The sequence below is a fragment of the Bradyrhizobium sp. WCU1 genome (assembly GCF_053474805.1).
Genome location: NZ_CM130280.1, coordinates 1,061,466 through 1,079,803, shown reverse-complemented (window position 1 = coordinate 1,079,803; position 18,338 = coordinate 1,061,466). Strand labels below are relative to the sequence as shown.

The 18,338-nt window shown below is 65.4% G+C and carries 18 protein-coding genes; 11 read left to right on the top strand and 7 right to left on the bottom strand.

What is annotated here, in order from left to right; all coding sequences use genetic code 11:
- Window positions 1-18 precede the first annotated feature (18 nt).
- From ACTUWL_RS04945 to ACTUWL_RS04905, 9 genes are all read left to right on the top strand, one after another.
- Entirely contained in the window at window positions 19-942 is a 924-nt protein-coding gene (locus tag ACTUWL_RS04945; RefSeq protein ID WP_021079896.1) for a branched-chain amino acid ABC transporter permease, read from the top strand.
- Entirely contained in the window at window positions 935-1,855 is a 921-nt protein-coding gene (locus tag ACTUWL_RS04940; protein WP_021079897.1) for a branched-chain amino acid ABC transporter permease, read from the top strand. Before ACTUWL_RS04945 ends, ACTUWL_RS04940 begins: the two co-directional genes overlap by 8 nt.
- Complete coding sequence (locus ACTUWL_RS04935; protein WP_021079898.1) at window positions 1,845-2,573, top strand: ABC transporter ATP-binding protein; 729 nt, start codon at window positions 1,845-1,847, stop codon at window positions 2,571-2,573. The genes ACTUWL_RS04940 and ACTUWL_RS04935 overlap by 11 nt, the downstream gene beginning before the upstream one ends.
- Entirely contained in the window at window positions 2,563-3,282 is a 720-nt protein-coding gene (locus ACTUWL_RS04930; RefSeq protein ID WP_021079899.1) for an ABC transporter ATP-binding protein, read from the top strand. Before ACTUWL_RS04935 ends, ACTUWL_RS04930 begins: the two co-directional genes overlap by 11 nt.
- A 57-nt stretch (window positions 3,283-3,339) precedes the next feature.
- Window positions 3,340-4,689, top strand: a complete 1,350-nt coding sequence (locus ACTUWL_RS04925; RefSeq protein ID WP_021079900.1) for an amidase — start codon at window positions 3,340-3,342, stop codon at window positions 4,687-4,689.
- Window positions 4,682-5,368: a DUF2848 domain-containing protein gene (locus ACTUWL_RS04920; protein ID WP_106940106.1), complete on the top strand. Its 687-nt coding sequence runs from the start codon at window positions 4,682-4,684 to the stop codon at window positions 5,366-5,368. Before ACTUWL_RS04925 ends, ACTUWL_RS04920 begins: the two co-directional genes overlap by 8 nt.
- A 252-nt stretch (window positions 5,369-5,620) precedes the next feature.
- On the top strand, window positions 5,621-6,364 hold the full coding sequence (locus ACTUWL_RS04915) for a 2OG-Fe(II) oxygenase (RefSeq protein ID WP_035651950.1): 744 nt from the start codon (window positions 5,621-5,623) through the stop codon (window positions 6,362-6,364).
- A 10-nt stretch (window positions 6,365-6,374) separates the two neighbouring features.
- Window positions 6,375-7,028, top strand: a complete 654-nt coding sequence (gene alkB, locus ACTUWL_RS04910; protein WP_021079903.1) for a DNA oxidative demethylase AlkB — start codon at window positions 6,375-6,377, stop codon at window positions 7,026-7,028.
- Window positions 7,029-7,244: 216 nt separating this feature from the next.
- Complete coding sequence (locus ACTUWL_RS04905) at window positions 7,245-8,459, top strand: MFS transporter (RefSeq protein WP_021079905.1); 1,215 nt, start codon at window positions 7,245-7,247, stop codon at window positions 8,457-8,459.
- Here ACTUWL_RS04905 and ACTUWL_RS04900 read toward each other — a convergent pair.
- The 6 genes from ACTUWL_RS04900 to hpaH all read right to left on the bottom strand — a co-directional run bounded on the left by ACTUWL_RS04900 (window position 8,456) and on the right by hpaH (window position 14,956).
- Complete coding sequence (locus ACTUWL_RS04900; protein WP_021079906.1) at window positions 8,456-10,084, bottom strand: thiamine pyrophosphate-dependent enzyme; 1,629 nt, start codon at window positions 10,082-10,084, stop codon at window positions 8,456-8,458. The two genes, ACTUWL_RS04905 and ACTUWL_RS04900, sit on opposite strands and share 4 nt — an antisense overlap.
- 24 nt (window positions 10,085-10,108) lie before the next feature.
- The gene (locus tag ACTUWL_RS04895; protein WP_021079907.1) at window positions 10,109-10,981 is read right to left on the bottom strand and encodes a fumarylacetoacetate hydrolase family protein; all 873 of its coding nucleotides are present in this window, start codon (window positions 10,979-10,981) and stop codon (window positions 10,109-10,111) included.
- A 154-nt stretch (window positions 10,982-11,135) separates the two neighbouring features.
- Window positions 11,136-12,119 carry a 3,4-dihydroxyphenylacetate 2,3-dioxygenase gene (gene hpaD, locus ACTUWL_RS04890; RefSeq protein WP_021079908.1) on the bottom strand — a complete coding sequence of 328 codons (984 nt, stop codon included), beginning with the start codon at window positions 12,117-12,119 and terminating at the stop codon, window positions 11,136-11,138.
- Between the two features lie 73 nt (window positions 12,120-12,192).
- Entirely contained in the window at window positions 12,193-13,737 is a 1,545-nt protein-coding gene (hpaE, locus tag ACTUWL_RS04885; protein ID WP_021079909.1) for a 5-carboxymethyl-2-hydroxymuconate semialdehyde dehydrogenase, read from the bottom strand.
- A complete protein-coding gene (locus ACTUWL_RS04880) occupies window positions 13,730-14,128 on the bottom strand; it encodes a 5-carboxymethyl-2-hydroxymuconate Delta-isomerase (protein ID WP_021079910.1) in 399 nt (132 codons plus the stop codon). Before ACTUWL_RS04880 ends, hpaE begins: the two co-directional genes overlap by 8 nt.
- Before the next feature lie 21 nt (window positions 14,129-14,149).
- Window positions 14,150-14,956, bottom strand: coding sequence for a 2-oxo-hept-4-ene-1,7-dioate hydratase (gene hpaH / locus ACTUWL_RS04875; protein ID WP_021079911.1), 807 nt, complete (start codon window positions 14,954-14,956; stop codon window positions 14,150-14,152).
- A gap of 110 nt (window positions 14,957-15,066) precedes the next feature.
- Here hpaH and hpaR point away from each other — a divergent pair, with 110 nt between their 5' ends.
- Complete coding sequence (gene hpaR, locus ACTUWL_RS04870) at window positions 15,067-15,603, top strand: homoprotocatechuate degradation operon regulator HpaR (protein ID WP_021079912.1); 537 nt, start codon at window positions 15,067-15,069, stop codon at window positions 15,601-15,603.
- 28 nt (window positions 15,604-15,631) lie between these two features.
- Here the strand turns inward: hpaR and ACTUWL_RS04865 are convergent, their stop codons facing one another.
- Window positions 15,632-16,627 (bottom strand): GntR family transcriptional regulator, encoded by a 996-nt coding sequence (locus ACTUWL_RS04865; RefSeq protein WP_021079913.1) that lies wholly within the window; start codon window positions 16,625-16,627, stop codon window positions 15,632-15,634.
- A gap of 287 nt (window positions 16,628-16,914) precedes the next feature.
- Here ACTUWL_RS04865 and ACTUWL_RS04860 point away from each other — a divergent pair, with 287 nt between their 5' ends.
- Window positions 16,915-18,060 (top strand): ABC transporter substrate-binding protein, encoded by a 1,146-nt coding sequence (locus ACTUWL_RS04860; protein WP_021079914.1) that lies wholly within the window; start codon window positions 16,915-16,917, stop codon window positions 18,058-18,060.
- Window positions 18,061-18,338: the final 278 nt, after the last annotated feature.

Genomic DNA, 18,338 nt, shown 5'->3' with positions numbered 1-18,338 from the left:
TCGGCGGCGAGCGCTAGCATGACCTATGCGCTCGTTGCCGGCGTGCTGTTCGGGCTGTATTTCAGCCTGGTCGGCATCGGTCTCAACCTCGTGTTCGGCGTCATGCGCATCGTCAACCTTGCGCATGGCGACATCCTGATGCTCGGCGCCTTCATCGCCTTCGGCGTGGTCGGCATCGCCGGGATCGATCCGCTGTTCGCGGTGCCGCTGGCCTTCGTGGTCTTCGTGCTCGCCGGCGTGCTGCTTTACTGGGTGCTGGTGCCGCGGCTGCAAGGCTCGGCCAATCCGGAAATGCTGTCGATCATCCTGTTCTTCGGCCTGTCGCAGGTGATCGAGGCGGTGACCACGATCTTCGCCGGCACCAGCGAACGCTCGATCCAGAGCCGGCTGCTCGGCACCGTATTCTCGACCATCAAGGTCAAGCTGTTCGGCGGCAAGCCGGGCGGGACAGGGCCGATCCAGATCTTCGGCCAGGGCTTTCCCGCGCCGTGGGTGATCGCGGCGATCACGAGCCTCGTCGCGATCGGGCTCGTCTACCTCTATCTCTACCACACGCGGCTCGGCACCCTGACCCGCGCGGTGATGTCGCGCCGTGACGAGGCCCTGGCGACCGGCATCGATGTCGATCGCGTCTCGGCTGCGGCGTTCGGGATCGGGCTCGGCATCGCGGCGGTTGCCGGCGTGTTCGCGCCCTTCATGTTCGGCTCGGTGACGCCGGCGTTCGGCGCCGATGCGACGGTGACGTCGTTTGCCATCGTCGTGCTCGGTTCGCTCGGCAATCCCTTAGGGACGGCGCTCGGCGGTGTCGTCTATGGCCTCTGCTACATGCTGGTGCAGACCTATCTCAGTTCCTGGGCCGACTTGCTGCCCTATGTGTTGTTGATCGTGATCCTGTTGTTGCGCCCGAGCGGTCTGCTCGGAAGGCGGGTGCGCGTTGCATAACGCCTCGAAACACCTGCTGTTCATCCTGGCGCCGCTGGTGGTGGTGTTCGCACTGCTGCCCGGCGTCTATCAAAACCATCTGCTGCTGTTCAACTTCGTGATCTTCCTGATCCTCGCGCAGGGCGTGAACATCATCTATGGCTTCACCGGCTATCTGCCGTTCGGCTATGTCGGCTTCTTCGGGGCCGGCGCCTACGGCTTCGCCATCATGGTGATGCATCTGCAGACGCCGGCGCCGCTCGCGGTGCTGGTCGGCGGCCTTGTTGCGGTCGCGCTCGGCCTGTTGCTGACGCCGCTGCTGCGGCTGTCGGGGGCGTATTTCGCGATCGCCAATCTCGCGGCCTCGCTCGCGGTGCTGCACTTCGTCGCCAACCCCGCGCTGGAGGGGATCACCAAGGGCCCGTACGGCGTGTCGCTCACCGGCACCTTCAACCCGACCCACGCCTACTACGCCGCCGTGGTGGTGATGGCGCTGACAGTCGGCGCGGTGGTGTATCTGAAGAACTCGCCGTTCGGGCTTGCATTGCAGGCCGTGCGCGAGGATGCGGTGTCGGCCTCGATGGCCGGCGTCAACATCATCAAGATGCGGGTGATCGCCTGGCTCGCCTCGGCGCTGGTCGCCGGTCTCGCCGGCGGCATCTACGCCTGGTACGTCTCGGTGTTCTATCCCGACAACGTGTTCTCCGGCGAGTTCTCGATCTTCGCGATCGTGTTCGCGCTGTTCGGCGGCGTTGCCACCATCACCGGACCGATCGTCGGCGTGCTGATCCTCTATGGCATCTACAACCTGATCGGCTTCACCACGCCGCAATATTTCCAGCTGATCTATGGCCTGTTGATCATGGGACTGGTGCTGTTCCTGCCCGCAGGGCTGGTGTCGCTGGCAACCCGCAGGGGGTGGCATGTCCCCTGAGAAAACCCCGATCCTCAAGGTCTCGAAGCTGGTCAAGCGCTTCGGCGGCTTCCACGCGCTCGACGGCCTGAGCTTCCACGTCGTGCCCGGCGAGATACTCGGCCTGGTCGGCCCGAACGGTTCCGGCAAGACCACGGCGATCAACGTCATCTCCGGTCTCTATGCGCCCGACGGCGGCGAGGTCGTGTTCGACAATGTCTCATCCGGCGGCGTCGCCTCGCACAAGCTGGTCCACCGCGGCATCAACCGCACCTTTCAGGTGCCGAAGCCGTTCCTGTCGCTCACGGTACGCGAGAACATCCAGGTGGCGCTGGCCTATGGCGGTGCCACCGGGGCGCCCGCGATCGCCGAACTGCTTGAGGATTTCAGGCTGAAGGAGGTCGCCGACCGTCCCGCCGCCGATCTCAACAGCGCGCAGCAGAAGATGCTCGATCTCACCCGCGCGCTGGCGACGCGGCCGCGGCTGCTGCTGCTCGACGAACTCGCGGCCGGCCTCAACCCGGCGGAGCTCGACTGGATTGCGGGCCGCATCAAGGCGCTGGCCGCGACCGGCATGGCGATCATCGTGGTCGAGCATCTGATGGGCTTCATCGAACAGATCACCGACCGCGTCATCGTGCTCAACGCGGGCAAGGAGATCTTTGAAGGCACGCTTGCCAGCGCGGTGCGCGAGCCGCAGGTGATTGAAGTGTTCCTGGGAGGCGAGCATGCCCACTGATGCAGCTTCGCTTCTCGACGCCAGGGGCGTCGATGCCGGCTACGGCACCATGCAGGTGTTGTGGGGCGTCGATCTCGACGTCCGCCCCGGCGAGACCGTGCTGCTGCTCGGCGCCAACGGCGCGGGCAAGACCACCTTCCTGAAATCGCTGGTCGGCCTGATCGAAGCCCGCAGCGGCCACATCAGGCTCGGCGGCGAGGACATCACGAAGATGCGATCGTCGGATCGCATGAAGCGCGGCATGACCTACATGTCGGAGCTTGCGGTATTTCCCGATCTGTCGATCGAGGAGAACATCCGCGTCGGCGCGCAGGCGCTCGGCCATGCCAATCCGGGTGCGCGGGTCGACGAACTCTACGGCCTGTTTCCGGTGCTGCGCGACAAGCGCCGCGATCCGGCCTCCAGCCTGTCCGGCGGCCAGCGCAAGATGCTCGGCATCGCCAAGGCGCTGTCGGCCGAGCCGAAGCTCTTGGTCATGGACGAGCCCTCGGCCGGGCTGTCGCCGCTGTTCGTCAAGGAGGTGCTGCGGGCCCTGTCGAGCCTGCAGGGCCGCGGATTGGCACTCTTGATTGCCGAGCAAAATATCGGTTTTCTAGAGATTGCCACCCGCGTATTCGTGCTGGAAGGCGGACGCATCCGCTTCTCCGGCACGGTTGCCGAGATGAGCGGCAATGAAGAGCTGCACCGCGCCTATTTCGGACTGAAGTGACCCGGATCGGCGCAGGCTATTCGGGCGACAACGAGCCCCAACTGTGAAGTGAAAGCCATGCCGAACAACCCGACGCTCGCCTCCCTTGCCGCCGATCTCGCCAGCGGCGCGACCTCCGCCCGCAAGCTCGTCGAGCAATGCATCGCCAGGATCGCCGATCCCACAGGCGAGGGCCAGCGCACCTTCATCCATGTCGATCGCGAGGCGGCGCTGGAAGCCGCCGATGCGATGGACCGGCTGCGCAAGGCCAACGCCGCGCCGTCGCCGTTTGCCGGCATTCCCATCTCGATCAAGGACCTGTTCGACATCAAGGGGCAGGTGACGCGCGCAGGCTCCCGGGCGCTGGAGGATTCCGCGCCGGCGGAGGCCGATGCGCCCGCCGTGGCGCGGCTCAAGCGCGCCGGCTTCATCGTGATCGGACGCACCAACATGACCGAGTTCGCCTATTCGGGCATCGGCATCAATCCGCATTTCGGCACGCCGAAGAGCGCCTGGAACCGGAGCGTCGGCCATGTGCCCGGCGGCTCGTCCTCGGGGGCTGCGGTCTCGATCGCCGACGGCATGGCGTTCGGTGCGCTCGGCACCGATACCGGCGGCTCCTGCCGGATCCCGGCCGCCTTCAACGGCATCGTCGGCTACAAGCCGACGCAGCGCCGGATTCCGCTTGCCGGCGGCGTGCCGCTGTCGTTCACCCTGGACAGCTATGGCCCGCTGGCCAATTCGGTGGCCTGCTGCGCCGCGCTCGATGCCGTGCTGGCCGACGAGCCGGTGACGCCGATCGCGCCGCGCCCGGTCAAGGGCATGCGGCTCGCGGTGCCGACTACGGTCGCGCTCGACGATCTCGACGATGCCGTCGCAAAGACCTTCGAGCGTGCACTGGCTTCGTTGTCGCGCGCCGGCGCCTTGATCGAACGCATCGAGGTGCCTGAATTGCTCGATGTCGGCGTGATGAATACCAAAGGCGGGTTCTCCGCGGCCGAGAGTTATGCCTGGCACCGCTTCCTGCTGGCGAGCAAGGGCGACATCTACGATCCGCGCGTCGCCGTCCGCATCCAGCGCGGCGAAGGCTTTCCGGCGGCCGACTATATCGACCTCATCAACGCGCGGCGCTCGTTCATCGCCCGCACCGAGGCGCGGATTGCGCCCTTTGATGCGATGGTGCTGCCGACCACCGCGAACCTGCCGCCGACCATTGCCAGCCTCGCCGACGACAAGGCGTTCGCCACCGAGAATTTGCGCGCGCTGCGCAATCCTTCGCTGATCAACGTGCTCGATGGCTGCGCCATCTCGCTGCCCGCGCATCGCCAGGGCGAAGCGCCGGTCGGCCTGATGCTCGCCGCCGCGGGCGGTTCGGATCGCCGCATCTTCGAGCTTGCGGCCGGAATGGAGACCGTCATCCGTGTTTGATCTCACCTTCAATGTCGACGATAAGGGCGTGGCAACACCGCTCACGCTGGAAATCCGGCAAGCCGTGATCGCCGGCTGGACCGGCCGTGATCCGGTGGCGCGCGACAAGCACATCGCCGAGCTCGAGGCGCTCGGCATCGCCCGGCCCGCGACGACGCCGATCTATTACCGCTGCTCGGCGCGCCGGCTTACCTTCGCGGATGCGATCGAGGTCTGCGGCGAGGAGTCGAGCGGCGAGGTCGAGTTCGTGCTGATCGGCTGGCAGGGCCGCATCTTCGTCGGCTGCGGCTCCGACCATACCGACCGCAAGGTCGAGAGCTACAGCGTCACCGTCTCGAAGCAGATGTGCGACAAGCCTGTCGCGTCCGAGCTCTGGGAGCTCGAGGATGTCATCGGCCACTGGGACCAGCTGATCCTGCGCTCCTGGGCCACGATCGGCGGCCAGCGCGTGCTCTACCAGGAAGGCACCCTCGATCACATGCTGCCGGTGAACGACCTGATCGCGCGCGGCTTCGATGGCGGCAAGCTGCCCGACGGTTGCGCCATGTTCGGCGGCACCTTCGCCGCCAAGGGCGGCATCCGACCGGCCAGCCGCTTCGAGTTCGAGCTGGAAGACCCGGTGCTGAAGCGCAAGATCAGCCACGGCTACGACGTGGTGACGCTGCCGGTGCGGGGCTAAATAGCTTCTGCGCGTGCGTTCATAGATCGGACCGATACTCTCTCCACGCGTCGTCCCGGCGAAGGCCGGGACGCATAACCACAAATGGTGATTGTGGAGCGATGCTGTGGCCCCAGCCTTCGCCAAACGCGAAGCGGTGGTTATGGGTCCCGGCCTTCGCCGGGACGACGGGGGAGCTTGGGGCGCTGTCCCGGATATTACCCGCCGGAAATCGGGTGGCGCGGGCCGCGATCATCGGCCAGATTCCGCCCCATGACAGCAACAGCCAAAACCCTCACCCGCGCATCCACCAACAGCCTCGCCCGCATCGACGGACTCCCCTGGGACCAGATCACGGCCGACCTCGACGGGCAGGGCTGCGCCGTCCTCAATGGTCTGCTGACACCAGCGGAATGTGATGCCATCGCCGCGCTGTATCCCGACGACAGCCGGTTCCGTAGCCGGGTCGTGATGGGCCGCCACGGCTTTGGCCGCGGCGAGTACAAATATTTTTCCTATCCGCTGCCGGACCTGATCGCGGAGCTGCGGCCGGCGCTGTATGCGCGGCTGACCGCGACCGCCAATCGCTGGAACCAGACGATGGGGATCGAGATCAGCTATCCCCCGTCGCACACCGCGTTCCTCAAACGCTGTCATGACGCCGGGCAGACGCGGCCGACGCCGCTGCTGCTGCAATATGGCGACGGCGACTACAACTGCCTGCACCAGGACCTCTATGGCGAGCACGTGTTTCCGATCCAGGTCGCGATCCTGCTGTCGCAGCCGGGGCGCGATTTCACCGGCGGCGAGTTCGTGCTGACCGAGCAGCGGCCGCGGATGCAGTCGCGGCCCGAGGTGGTGCCGCTGACCAAGGGCGATGCGGTGGCGTTTGCCGTGCATCATCGTCCGGTGCAGGGGACGCGCGGGCCGTATCGTGTCAATCTGCGCCACGGCGTCAGCCGGATCAGGTCCGGCCATCGTCACACCGTCGGTGTGATCTTCCACGACGCGAAGTGAGTGCGAGAGAGTGGCCGCTGATCTGTTCGAGAGCATCGGCGATGCGAGGCCGCCGCGCGAGACGATCGCGGACGGTGCAGTGCTGTTGCGTGGCTTCGTCCGGCCGTTCGAGGCTGAACTCATTCCCGCTTTGCGCGCGATCGTGAAGCAGGCGCCGTTCCGCCATCTGATCACGCCGGGCGGCCACCGGATGTCGGTCGCGATGACCAATTGCGGCAGCGTCGGCTGGGTCTCCGATCCCAGCGGCTATCGCTACGATCCGATCGATCCTGATACGGGGCTGAATTGGCCTGTCATGCCGGAGGTGCTGCGCAGGCTGGCCGCCGCTGCCGCTGATGAGGCCGGCTTCACCGGCTTCACCCCGGAGGCGTGTCTGATCAATCGCTACGTGCCCGGTGCAAAACTGTCGCTGCATCAGGACAAGGACGAGCTCGATTACGGCGCGCCGATCGTCTCGATCTCGCTCGGGCTGCCGGCGACCTTCCTGTTCGGAGGTCTCAAACGCAGCGACACCCCGCGTCGCTATCGGCTCGAACATGGCGACGTCGCGGTGTGGGGCGGGCCGTCACGGTTATTTTATCACGGTGTGGCGCCGCTTGCCGACGGCGAGCACGGCGTGCTCGGCCGCCAGCGGATCAATCTGACCTTCCGCAAGGTGCGCTAGCCATTGCGCGGCGGCGGGCGGCTGCGCAATTTCGGAATAATGGAAATGTGCCACTGAGTTGCCCGACGTGTCAAGTGCCTTTCCGAGTGCCGGCGGAACGCCTGCTGCTTTGCATGGGGTTGTTTTCGATATTTTTGGCAGCGCGTAGCTTTGCTTGGTCGCTTCAGCCAGGCTGAAGGCCTCCCGCAAAGAGGAGAGCTGGTCTAAACTCTGCATATGACCACCAGGGCCGACCGCGCGATCAACCGCACCGGCGTCTATCTCGCCGTGCTGCAACTCGTGTTCACGCTGGGCTGGACCACCTACCTGATCTACCTGCCCAAGCTGTGCGCCGAAGTTGGCATCGCGCCTTCAACTGTTATCCTGATCCTGATGATGGACCAGGCCATCTTCACCATCACGGATACGGCGATGGGCATGGCAGCCGACAGGATCTCGATCCTGGTCGGCCGTCTCGGCCTGTTCGTCGGCATCCTCGCCGCGATCTCCTGCGCCGCCTTCATCGCGCTGCCATACGTCGCCGGCACCGGGCCGGGCGCAAAGGTCTGGCTGATCGCCTTGATCGTGATCTGGGCTGCCGCATCGTCGGCCTTGCGCGCGCCGCCATTGACGCTGCTGGGGAAGTATCGCGCGCAACCTTCCGTCCCGTTCCTCGCCGCGCTGGCGATGCTCGGCTACGGCATTGCCGGCGCGGTGTCGCCCTATCTCGGCGTCGTGCTGCGCGATCATGATGCGCGGCTGCCGTTCGTGCTGTCGGGTGCCGTGCTACTGTTGACCGCGCTGGCGTTCTCAGGGATCGAGCGCCGCGTCGCCGCGGAGGTGCAGCCGGAGCGGCTTGCGTCGCCGGCAAGGCGGCTTGGAACGGTGCCGATGTTGATGATCGCCTCGATGGTGCTGCTCTCGCTCGGCTATCAATTGCACTTCAACATCAACAGTGCGCCGTTCTATCTGCGTTTCGCCAAATCGGACGATCTGCAATGGTTGATGCCGGTGTTCTGGATCGGCTTCAACATCGCGATGTTTCCGGCGAGCATCGTCGTCAAGCACCGTGGCGGGCTGATCGTGATGGGCGCAGCGGGGCTGCTCGGTGCCTTCGCCATCGTCGCCGCGGAGATCGCCGGCAGCCTCAACGTCCTGATCGTGGCGCAGTTCATGGCGGGAGCTGCCTGGGGCTGCATGCTGATGAGCGCGGTGTCGGCCGCGCTTGCGATCGGCGAGACCGGCGCCGAAGGCAAGGTGACGGGCCTCGTGTTCTCGGCGCTCGCGCTTGCGACCTTCGCGCGGATGACCGCGGTCGCCGGCGGCCTGCAGAAGCTGCCTGATTATGCGCCGCTGGTGCACTGGGCGCCGGTCGCCTGCTGGTCGGTCGCCGGCGCCGGCCTGCTCGTGATCGCCGCGTCGCGGCTGCAACGCGGCGTGAAGAGCGTTTAGTTGTTTCTTGCCGGATGAATGAACGCCCAGGGAGAGACCTCGGAATCGGTCGGCACTTCCACCGAGATCACATATGGGCCGCCATCGGCCAGTGCCTTCTCCAGCACCGGGCGGAAGTGATCGGGCGAGGTGACGCGTGCGGCCCCGACGCCGAAGGATTCGGCGAGCTTGACGAAGTCGGGATTGACCAGGTCGGAGGCGACGACGCGGCCGTCGAAGCGCTCGCGCTGGTCGCGGCGGACATTGCCATAGGCGTTGTTGTTGAACACCAGCGTCACCACGCCGATCTTGAACTGCACCGCGGTGGCGAGCTCCTGGACGCCGAACATGAAGCCGCCGTCGCCCGTGATCGCGACCACCGGCTTGTCGGGGTTGGCGACCTTGGTGCCGAGCGCGGTCGGGAAGCCCGAACCGAGCGTGCCCTGATAGCCCGAGGTGACGAAGGTGCGCGGCTCATAGATCGGGAAACCGTACCAGGAGGCGAAGCCGACTTGCGACAACTCGTCGGTGACGATGGCGTTCGCCGGCAGCACCTCGCGCAGGATCTTCAGATAGGCCATCTGCGGCTGGATGCGCTGGATCTCCTGCTCGGTCGCTGCGGTCGCTTCGCGGATCGCAGCACGGCGGCCTGAGGTCTTGCTGTAGCCGACCTTGCGCACGGCGGCGACGAGATCGGCGGTGCCGGCCCTGGCGTCGGCGATCACGCCGGCGTCGGCCGGCCAGCGCCGCAGCTCGACCGGATCGATGTCGATGCGCACGCATTTCAGCCCGGCCGGCTGATAAGGCCAGCGCGACATCGTCGGCAGCTCCATGCGGGTGCCGATGCCGATCATCAGGTCGGTCTTGGGCCACAGCTTGTAGGCCGACGCCATGGTGAGCCCGAGCTCATGCGCGTTGGAGACGATGCCGCGGCCGCTGCGGAAGGCGACGACAGGCGCGTCGATCATCTCGGCCAGCTCGAGGATCTCCTCGCGCGCCTCGATGGCGCCGCTGCCGACGAAGATCATCGGCGCCTTGCTGCCGGCGATCAGATCGGCGGCCTGCTTGATGCGGTCGGGATCGGGCTGCGGCGCCGGCAATGGGTCGAACGGCTTGACGGCTGCGACCTGGGTGCGCTGGGTGAAGACATCCCACGGCATCTCCAGCGACGCGGGACCGCGCCGGCCCGACAGCATCTCCTGGAACGCGCGCGACACCAGCGCGGGCGCATTGTCGGGATATTCGATCCGGTCGGCCCATTTCACGAAGGTGCGCAGCGTCGCGAGCTGGTCCGGCATCTCGTGCAGATGGCCGCGGCCCTTGCCCAGGAATTGCGTCGGCACCTGGCCGGTGAGGCACAGCACCGGCTCGTTGCAGCCGAACGCGGTGAGCAGCGCCGCCGAGGCGTTGAGCACGCCGGGGCCCGGCACCACGCTGAACACGCCGGGTTTGCCGGAAGAGCGGGCATAGCCGAACGCCATGTAGCCGCAGGCCTGCTCGTGGCGGGCGCCGATCACCTTGAGCTGCGCCTGATGGAAAGCATCGAACAGGCCATAGATCTGCGCGCCGGGCAGGCCGAACACGGTGTCGACGCCGTGAGCGACGAGGCCGTTGACGATCGCTTCGCCACCGGATGTTGAGGTCATGGCACTGTCCACTTGCTTGCGGGGTTAGTTGGCTTCGTCGACGACGCTGTTGCGCAGGATGCCGACGCCTTCGGCCTCGACCTCGACGACATCGCCGGGCTTCAGATAGCGCGGCGGATCGAACCGCGCCCCCGCGCCGGTCGGCGTTCCCGTGACGATGATGTCGCCGGGAACCAGCGTCGTGAAGGTCGAGATGTAGTTGATGAGGTAGCGGAAGCCGAAGATCAAGCGCGAGGTGCGGTCGTCCTGCCTGACTTCACCGTTGACGCGCGTGGTCAGACGGACATCGGCGATCTGCGCTTCGTTTGTATAAGGCACGATCCACGGGCCGAGACTGCCGGTGGAATCGAAGTTCTTGCCTTGGGTGACGTTGAATTTGGCGTGGCGTACCCAGTCGCGGATGGTGCCTTCGTTGCAGAGCGTGATCGCGGCGATGTGATCGAGCGCGGCGCCTTCCGCAATGTGCCGGCCGGCCTTGCCGATCACCAGCACCAGCTCGCCCTCATAGTCGAGCTGCGGCGAGGCCCGCGGCCGCACCACCGGCGTGTTGTGGCCGACGAACGAGCGCGGCACCCGCAGGAACATGCTCGGGTATTTCGGTGCGTCCGAGCCGTCCTTGTACTCGGCATTGCGGTCCGGATAGTTGACGCCGATGCAGATGATCTTGTCCGGCGCCGGGATCGGCGGCTGCCAGGCAACCGCGTCGAGCGCGTGGTCGGGCGATCGCTTGGCGGCGTCCTCCACGAGCTTGGTTAGCGCGCCGGCGGCAATCGCCTCGCGCAACGTCGGATAGTCCTTGGCGAAGCGTGACGAGAGATCGACGATGCCATTGTCAGTCACGACACCGTAGCGGGTGGCACCGTCGATGGAATAGGTGGCGAGGCGAGGGGCGGGCATCAGCAATCCATTCGTTGGTGTCGTCCCGGCGAAAGCCGGGACCCATACTCCGCGGCCATTAAAAGGGGCACGCGGCCAGACATTCGTTCAGCGACTCAATTCAGTGGTTATGGGTCCCTGCTTTCGCAGGGACGACGAGTAGATGAAGGCGTGACTAGTCCGCAACCAGCACGTCGGCGACGAAGCGCGGCTCGCGCACCGCTTGGCCGGCGAAGGTCGAACCTTCCTCGAACCAGGAGCGCGGCGCCGGCGCGCCCCACAGCGTCTGGCGGCGCGGATCGCGCAGCGACCAGCGCAGCGGCTCATGGTCGTGATCGCCGGTGAAATAGTCGCTGGTGTAGAGCTCGATGCGATGGCCGTCGGGATCGCGGATATAGAGGAAGAAGGCGTTGGAGATGCCGTGCCGGCCCGGGCCGCGCTCGATGTTCTTGAGGAAGCCGGAAGACGCCATCACGTCGCAGAGATGCACGATGTTCATCGCGGTCGGCACCCAATAGGCGATATGGTGCAGGCGGGGACCACGGCCGTTGGTGATGGCGAAGTCGTGGACGTTGCCCTTGCGGTGCATCCAGGCGGCCGCGATGCGGCCGTTGTCGCCGTCCTCCTCGGCATATTCGGTGAGGCGGAAGCCGAGCCGGGCGTAGAAATCGACGGTGTCCTGCACTTCGGCGGCGAACACGTTGAAATGGTCGAGCCGCTGCGGATGGCAGCCCTTGTAGAGATCGTAGCGCCGCAACAGATGCGGACGCTTCTCCATCGTGGCGTAGAGCTCGATCTGGAAGCCGAACGGATCGGTGAACTGCAGCGTGCGGCCCTGGAACGGCTGCTCGACGAAGGCGTAGCTGATGCCGTTTTCGGAGCAGAAGGCGGCGGCCTTGTCGAGGTCGCCGTCATTGCCGACCTTGAAGCCGAGCCGGTTGCAGGCGGCCTTCGCCGCCTTGCGCAGCACCACCGAGTGATGCTGGTGCTCCTCGCTGGCGCGCAGATACACCGACTTGTCGTCGCGGTCCTCGATGTGGAGGCCGACGGTCTTCTCGTAGAAGGCGGCGCTCTTGTCGAGATCCGTAACGTCGAGCACCGCGTGGCTGCAGCGGATGATGTTGAACGGCGGATCGAAAACGTGGGTCGGAGCGGGCATCGGTGTTTCCTCAATTTTGTGGTCCGTCATTCCGGGCTCGCCGCCAAGCGTCGCCCCGCAATGACAGTGCTGGTTAAATTCCCAGTTTCTGGATCTTGTGCGTCCCGCGCGCGAGCGAGACGTGCTTGGTTTCCATATAGAAGTCGAACGAGTAGTCGCCGCCGTCGCGGCCGATGCCGGACGACTTCATGCCGCCGAACGGGGTCGGCAGGTGGCGGACGTTTTCCGAGTTGAGCCAGATCATGCCGGCTTCCAGCGCATCCGCGACGCGCAGCGCGCGGCCCATCTCGCCGGTCCAGACATAGCCGGTCAGGCCGTATTGCACGCCGTTGGCGATCTCGATGGCCTCTCGCTCGTCCTTGAACGGGATCACGGTCAGGAACGGGCCGAACACCTCTTCCTGCGCGACGCGCATGTTCGCGTTGGCACCGGTGACCAGCGTCGGCTGCACATAATGGCCGCCGCCGGGGCCGTCATGCGGCTTGCCGCCGACCGCGATCGTGGCGCCATCCTTTTTGGCGACATCGAAATAGCTGCACACCTTGGCGAGGTGCCGCTCATGGATCAGCGGCCCGATCTCGGTCGCGGGATCGAGGGGATGGCCGACCTTCAGCGCCTTGACGCGCGCGGTCAGCTTCTCGACGAACTTGCCGGCAATGCTCTCCTGAACCAGCAGCCGGCTCGACGAGGTGCAGCGTTCGCCATTGAGCGAGTAGATCATGAACACGACGGCATCGAGCGCGCGGTCGAGATCGGCGTCGTCGAACACGATCACCGGGTTCTTGCCGCCGAGTTCGAAATGCACCCGCTTCAAGGTAGGCGCGCCCTGCGCCATGATCGCCGAGCCCGTCGCGCTTTCGCCGACGAAGCCGATCGCCTTGATGGCGGGGTGCTCTGTCAGCGCCTTGCCGGCCTCTTCGCCGAAGCCGTGCACGGTGTTGAGCACGCCGTCGGGGAGGCCGGCCTGCTTGGCGAGCTTGACCAGCATGTCAGCCGTCACCGGCGACCATTCCGCCGGCTTGTGCACCACGGTGCAGCCGGCGGCCAGCGCGGGCGCAATCTTCCAGGTCGAGAGCATGAACGGCGTATTCCACGGCGTGATCACGCCGACCGGTCCGATCGGCACCCGGGTCGAGATATTCCAGTGCTCATCAGAGGGCGTGTTGAGGCCGTCGCGGGCCTCGCCGCATTTGTCGGCGAAGAAGCGGAAATTCTCCGCCGCTCGGATCGCGGCCTTGGCCATGAAGCGGTGCGCCTGGCCGGTATCGATGCATTCGAGCACGGCGATGTCGTCGGCGCGCTCCTCGATCGCATCAGCGACGCGGTGCAAAAGCTTGCGGCGCTGTGCCGCCGGCATGTCGCGCCAGGCCTTGAAAGCTTTGGCTGCCGCGGTTGCGGCACGGTCGATATCCTCGGCATTGCCGCGTGCGACCGTCGCCAGCACCGCACCATCGACCGGCGATTTGGTCTCGAAGGTCTGGCCGGAAGCCGCCGGAACGACCTTGCCGTCGATCACGTTGCCGATGCCATCGGCCTTCAACTTCGCGAGCAGGGGACCGGCGCGATCGCGGTTGGCCTGGAACACGTCGGCTGACGATTTCGCTGTCGCTTTATCCATTGACCGTCTCCACCTTCAGTGCGTCGTGGATGTTGTTGCGTTTCCAGCTGGTTTCTTTGTCGTTGATCTGCATGTCGAACGACAGAGCGAACTTGCTGTTGGCGAATACCGGATCGAGATGGGCCGATAGCGCCTTGAAGATGTGTTCGCCGGCCCGCTTGCGGGTGGCGAGGTCGCGGCCTTCACCGAGCCGCAGCACCATGTCGAGGAAGCCGTAAGTCTTACGGCCGTCGGCGATCGCGTAATGCTCGCACCTGACGGCGCGAACACGGATGCCGCCGAGCGGGAAGATGCCGGTCTCGACCGCGGCCTTGCGGACCATCTCGACCGTGGCGCCCATGTCGACGAGGCCGTCGAGATTGGCGGAGTATTCAATTGTGAAATGCGGCATGCAGCGCTCCTGCTGAGTGCGTCAGGCGAAGTAGCAGCTCACGGAACCATAAGGTCCGTAATCGGCCTGGATGGTGTCGCCCTTGCGGGTCTCGATCGGGCGGATGAACGAGCCCGCCAGCACGATTTGACCGGCCTCCAGCGCCAGCCCGTTCGGCGCGATCTTGTTGGCGAGCCACGCCACCGCGGTCGCCGGATGATTCAACACGCCAGCGGCGAGACCGGTTTCCTCGAGCTGGCCGTTGCGGAAGCAGAGCGCACCGATCCAGCGCAGATCGGCCTCCAGCGGGCGGATCGGCCGGCCGCCGAGCACGATGCCGGCATTGGCGGCGTTGTCGGCGATGGTGTCGAAGATCTTGCGCGTCGCCTTGGTCTCGGGATCGACGCGCTCGACCCGCGTATCCAGGATCTCCAGCGCCGGCACCACGAAGTCGGTGGCGTTGAGCACGTCGAACAATGTGCAGTTCGGCCCGGCCAGGCGGTGCTTCATCACGAAGGCAAGCTCGGCCTCGACGCGGGTTGCGATGAAGCGATCGGTCGGCACCAGGCCGCCATCGGCAAAGAACATGTCGTCGAGCAGGATGCCGGAATCGGGCTCGTCGATATTGAGCGCGCTCTGCATCGCCTTCGAGGTCAGGCCGATCTTGTGGCCCTTGACGATGCGCCCCTGCGTCACCTTCATCTCGACCCAGGCCTTCTGAATCGCGTAGGCGTCTTCGAGGGTGATGCGGGGGTATTCCAGCGATAGCTGGCGGATTTGCTTGCGGGTCTTTTCCGCGTTGTCGAGCCGCTCGGCGGCAGCGCGGATATCGTCCTTGGAGAGTGCCATGCGTGCTACACAAAAATGGATGCCGGGAAATGATTAACATGTTAAGTGATTTCCCGCAAACTGAATCAGCGTATGTTGCGGTGCAAAAGGTTGCGGCGGCGGATTAGGTGATGGCGCGCAAGAAATTGTCGAACGAGACAGGGCAGGAGCAGGGTGACGACACATCGTCGCGACGTGGCCCGATGCGCGAATTCTCACGTTCGCTGCCGATGTCGCTGCTCCGTGCGCGCGAGGCGGTGATGCGGCAGTTTCGTCCCTCGTTGCGCAATCACGGGCTGACCGAACAGCAATGGCGAATATTGCGTGCGTTGACCGCGGTCGACGAGATCGAGGTTACCGAGCTCGCCCGCGTGGCGTTCCTGCTCGGCCCGAGCCTGTCGCGGATCCTGCGTGACCTCGAGGGCCGTGCGTTGATCGAGCGCAAGGCGGCGGAGAACGACGCGCGGCGCGCGGTGGTCTCGATCTCTGCCAAGGGGTTGAAGCTGATCGAGGCGGTGGCGCCGACGTCGGAGGCGATCTACGCCGAGATCACGCGACGATATGGCGCGCGCAAGCTTGCCGAGTTGCACGAAATGCTGGGTGTGCTGGAGGCAAGTCTGGCTGGAATGGGCTCGGCCGATGACGCCGACGTCGAGGTCGACGAGTAGCTGCGATCATGCGCGCGGCGATGCGAGCTCAGGTCATATAGGGCACGCGCGAGATCACGTTGATGGCGCGGAATTGGGCGATCCAGCTGGCGACCTTCGAGTGGGACCACTCGATATGCCGGCGCAAGATCGCGGCTGCCGCATCGCCGTCTCGCGCGCGCAACGCTTCGATGATCACCAGATGCTCGTCCATGAAGGAATCGATCTGCGGCGCAGTCAGCGCGACTTGAATGTGCTTTCCGATCGCGAACGCGCAGTGGGTGCGCTTGAGCGCCTCGATCATCTCGCGATTGATACCATAGCCCAGGCAGCGGATGTGCAGGTCGCCCTCGATCTCGTCGAGCTCGCCGACACCGACGCGACTGCGGAATTGAATTCCCTCGCGCAGCCGCTCCGCCATCCGGTCAAGCAGCGCGGCAGGAATTTTCGCGGTCGCGGATTTGAGCAGCAGCGGTTCGAGGGTTGCGCGCACCTCGAAGATGTCGCGAAGGCGATCCTCATCCAGTGGCACCACGTACCAATGCGCCTTGGCGCCTTTCTCGAGGATTCCGATCGCCTGCGCGCGTAGCAGCAGATTGCGCGCCACCGTGCGCCCGACCCGGAAGTGCCGCGCCAGCGCGAGCTCGCTGACGCGGAAGCGTCCGAACAGCGACCGGTAGATGACCTCGCGTTCGAGCTTGTAATAGAGCGTGTCCCAGGCGTCGCTGCGCACCGCCTCGACCGGGCCATCGGTCAGCCCGAACATTTCCGGTGTGATCGGGACGCGCCGTGGTTCGACCTGGCGCTTGCCGGCGATGACGCCGCGGCCGTCGAATCGGCGCACCAGGCCGATATCCGCCAGTTGTTCGAAAGCCTGCCGCACCGGGGAGCGGCTGGAGCCGAACAAGGTCGCGATCGCCGATTCGGAGAGCACCGTGCCGGGCGGCACGTCACCGGCCCGAATGTGCTTTGCCAATGCGCTCTTGATCAGCGCGTAGGCCGGCTGTTTCCGTCTGGTCTGCGATTTCGCTTTAGGAATCGACATCGATGGCTGCCCGTCGGCCACATTATCACGTGATCGCGTCATCTCGCTGGTAGCAGGCATTCACGCACCGTTGCCAGAACTTTTGACTATTGCGTGCAATGTGCAATCGTGGTTAGCTGCGCCAAACGCCAGATTGATGGCCGCTGCTGCGCGTCTTGTGCGCTGCAGCGGGCCTCCACGTTTGTTCGGCGCGCCAATCGACGGTCGCGGGTAGGGCAACAGATCGACGCGTCAGCTCGTCTCAACGCAGCCGACATGCAAGTTCGGCGCACCAAAGGGAGGATTGAATGAAACTGACGAGGCGTGAATTTTCCGCCGGCTTGGCGGCAGGTCTTGCTGCTCCCGCCTTGATGCGTAGCGCTTGGGCGCAGGGCGCGACCATCAAGATCGGCATGTGCGTGCCGGTCACCGGACCGGCCGCGGAGCAGGGCCTGTGGGCCCAGAACGGTGCCAAGCTGGCGCTGGCCGCAGTCAACAAGGCCGGCGGCGTGCTCGGCAAGCAGGTCGAGCTCGTGATCGAGGACGACCAGACCACCAACCCGGGCATCGTGCTGGCGTTCTCCAAGCTCGCCGCACAATCCGACATCGTCGCCTTCCTCGGCTCGATCCGCTCGACCCAGGTGCAGGCGATGGCCCCCGACGTCATCAAGGTCGGCAAGCCCGTGATGATCGGCGGCACCAATCCTGATCTCACCCATTCCGGCAATCCCTGGCTGTTCCGCTTCCGCCCGAACGACAGTTATTCCGGCCGCGTGATCGCCGATTTCGGCGTCAACACGCTCGGCAAGAAAAAATGGGCGATCGTCCATTCCACCGACGCCTTCGGCACCGCGGGCGGCAAGGCGCTCACCGAGGCGCTGACCAAGCTCGGCGCGCCGCCGGTGCTCGACCAGGGCTATGCCAACCAGAGCCAGGACTTCACTCCGGTCGTGCTCGCCGTGAAGCAGTCCGGCGCCGATGTGCTCGGCACCTACTTCACCTTCGAGAACGACCTCGGCATCTTTGCCCGGCAGCTGCGCCAGCTCGGCGTCAACATCCCCTGGGTCGGCTCGCCCTCGGTGGTGGCAGTGTCCTCGACCAAGCTCGCCGGTCCCGCGCTGTTCGGCACCTACGGTGTCGCCGACTTCGCCGAAGACTCCAGCGCCACCGCGAAGGCGTTCGGCAAGGCCTATCGCGATGCCTACAAGACCGCGCCCGACAACCAGAGCGCCTGGCCCTATGACGCGATCACCATCCTGTCGGCGGCGATCAACAAGGCCGGCTCGACCGATCCGACCAAGATCCGCGAGGCCATCCTGGCGACGCAGAAATTCGCCGGCGCCGAGGGCGAGTACAATTTCGACAAGAACGGCGACGGCCTGCACGGCTACAATGTCGTGAAGAACGAGAAGGGTACGATCGTCTACGACAAGCACATCGACTTCAACGACTGATCTGAAACGGTCAGGGAGGCACGAATGGATGGGTTCCCTCCCCCCTTGCGGGGGAGGGGTAGGGAGAGGGGTAAGCCGCACGGGCGGAATTCGTGGTTTACCCCTCTCTCTCCAACTCTCCCCCGGGGCAAGTCGGGCCTGCCCGACTTGCCCAAATTTACGATGCGCAACCGGGATAGACCCCGGTTGCGAGGGGGAGAGAGCCCTGCCACCTCCCGTGTAGCGCTAACACGACAACACTCCGATCCGGCCGGTGCCGGGATATTTGCTTCTGCTTC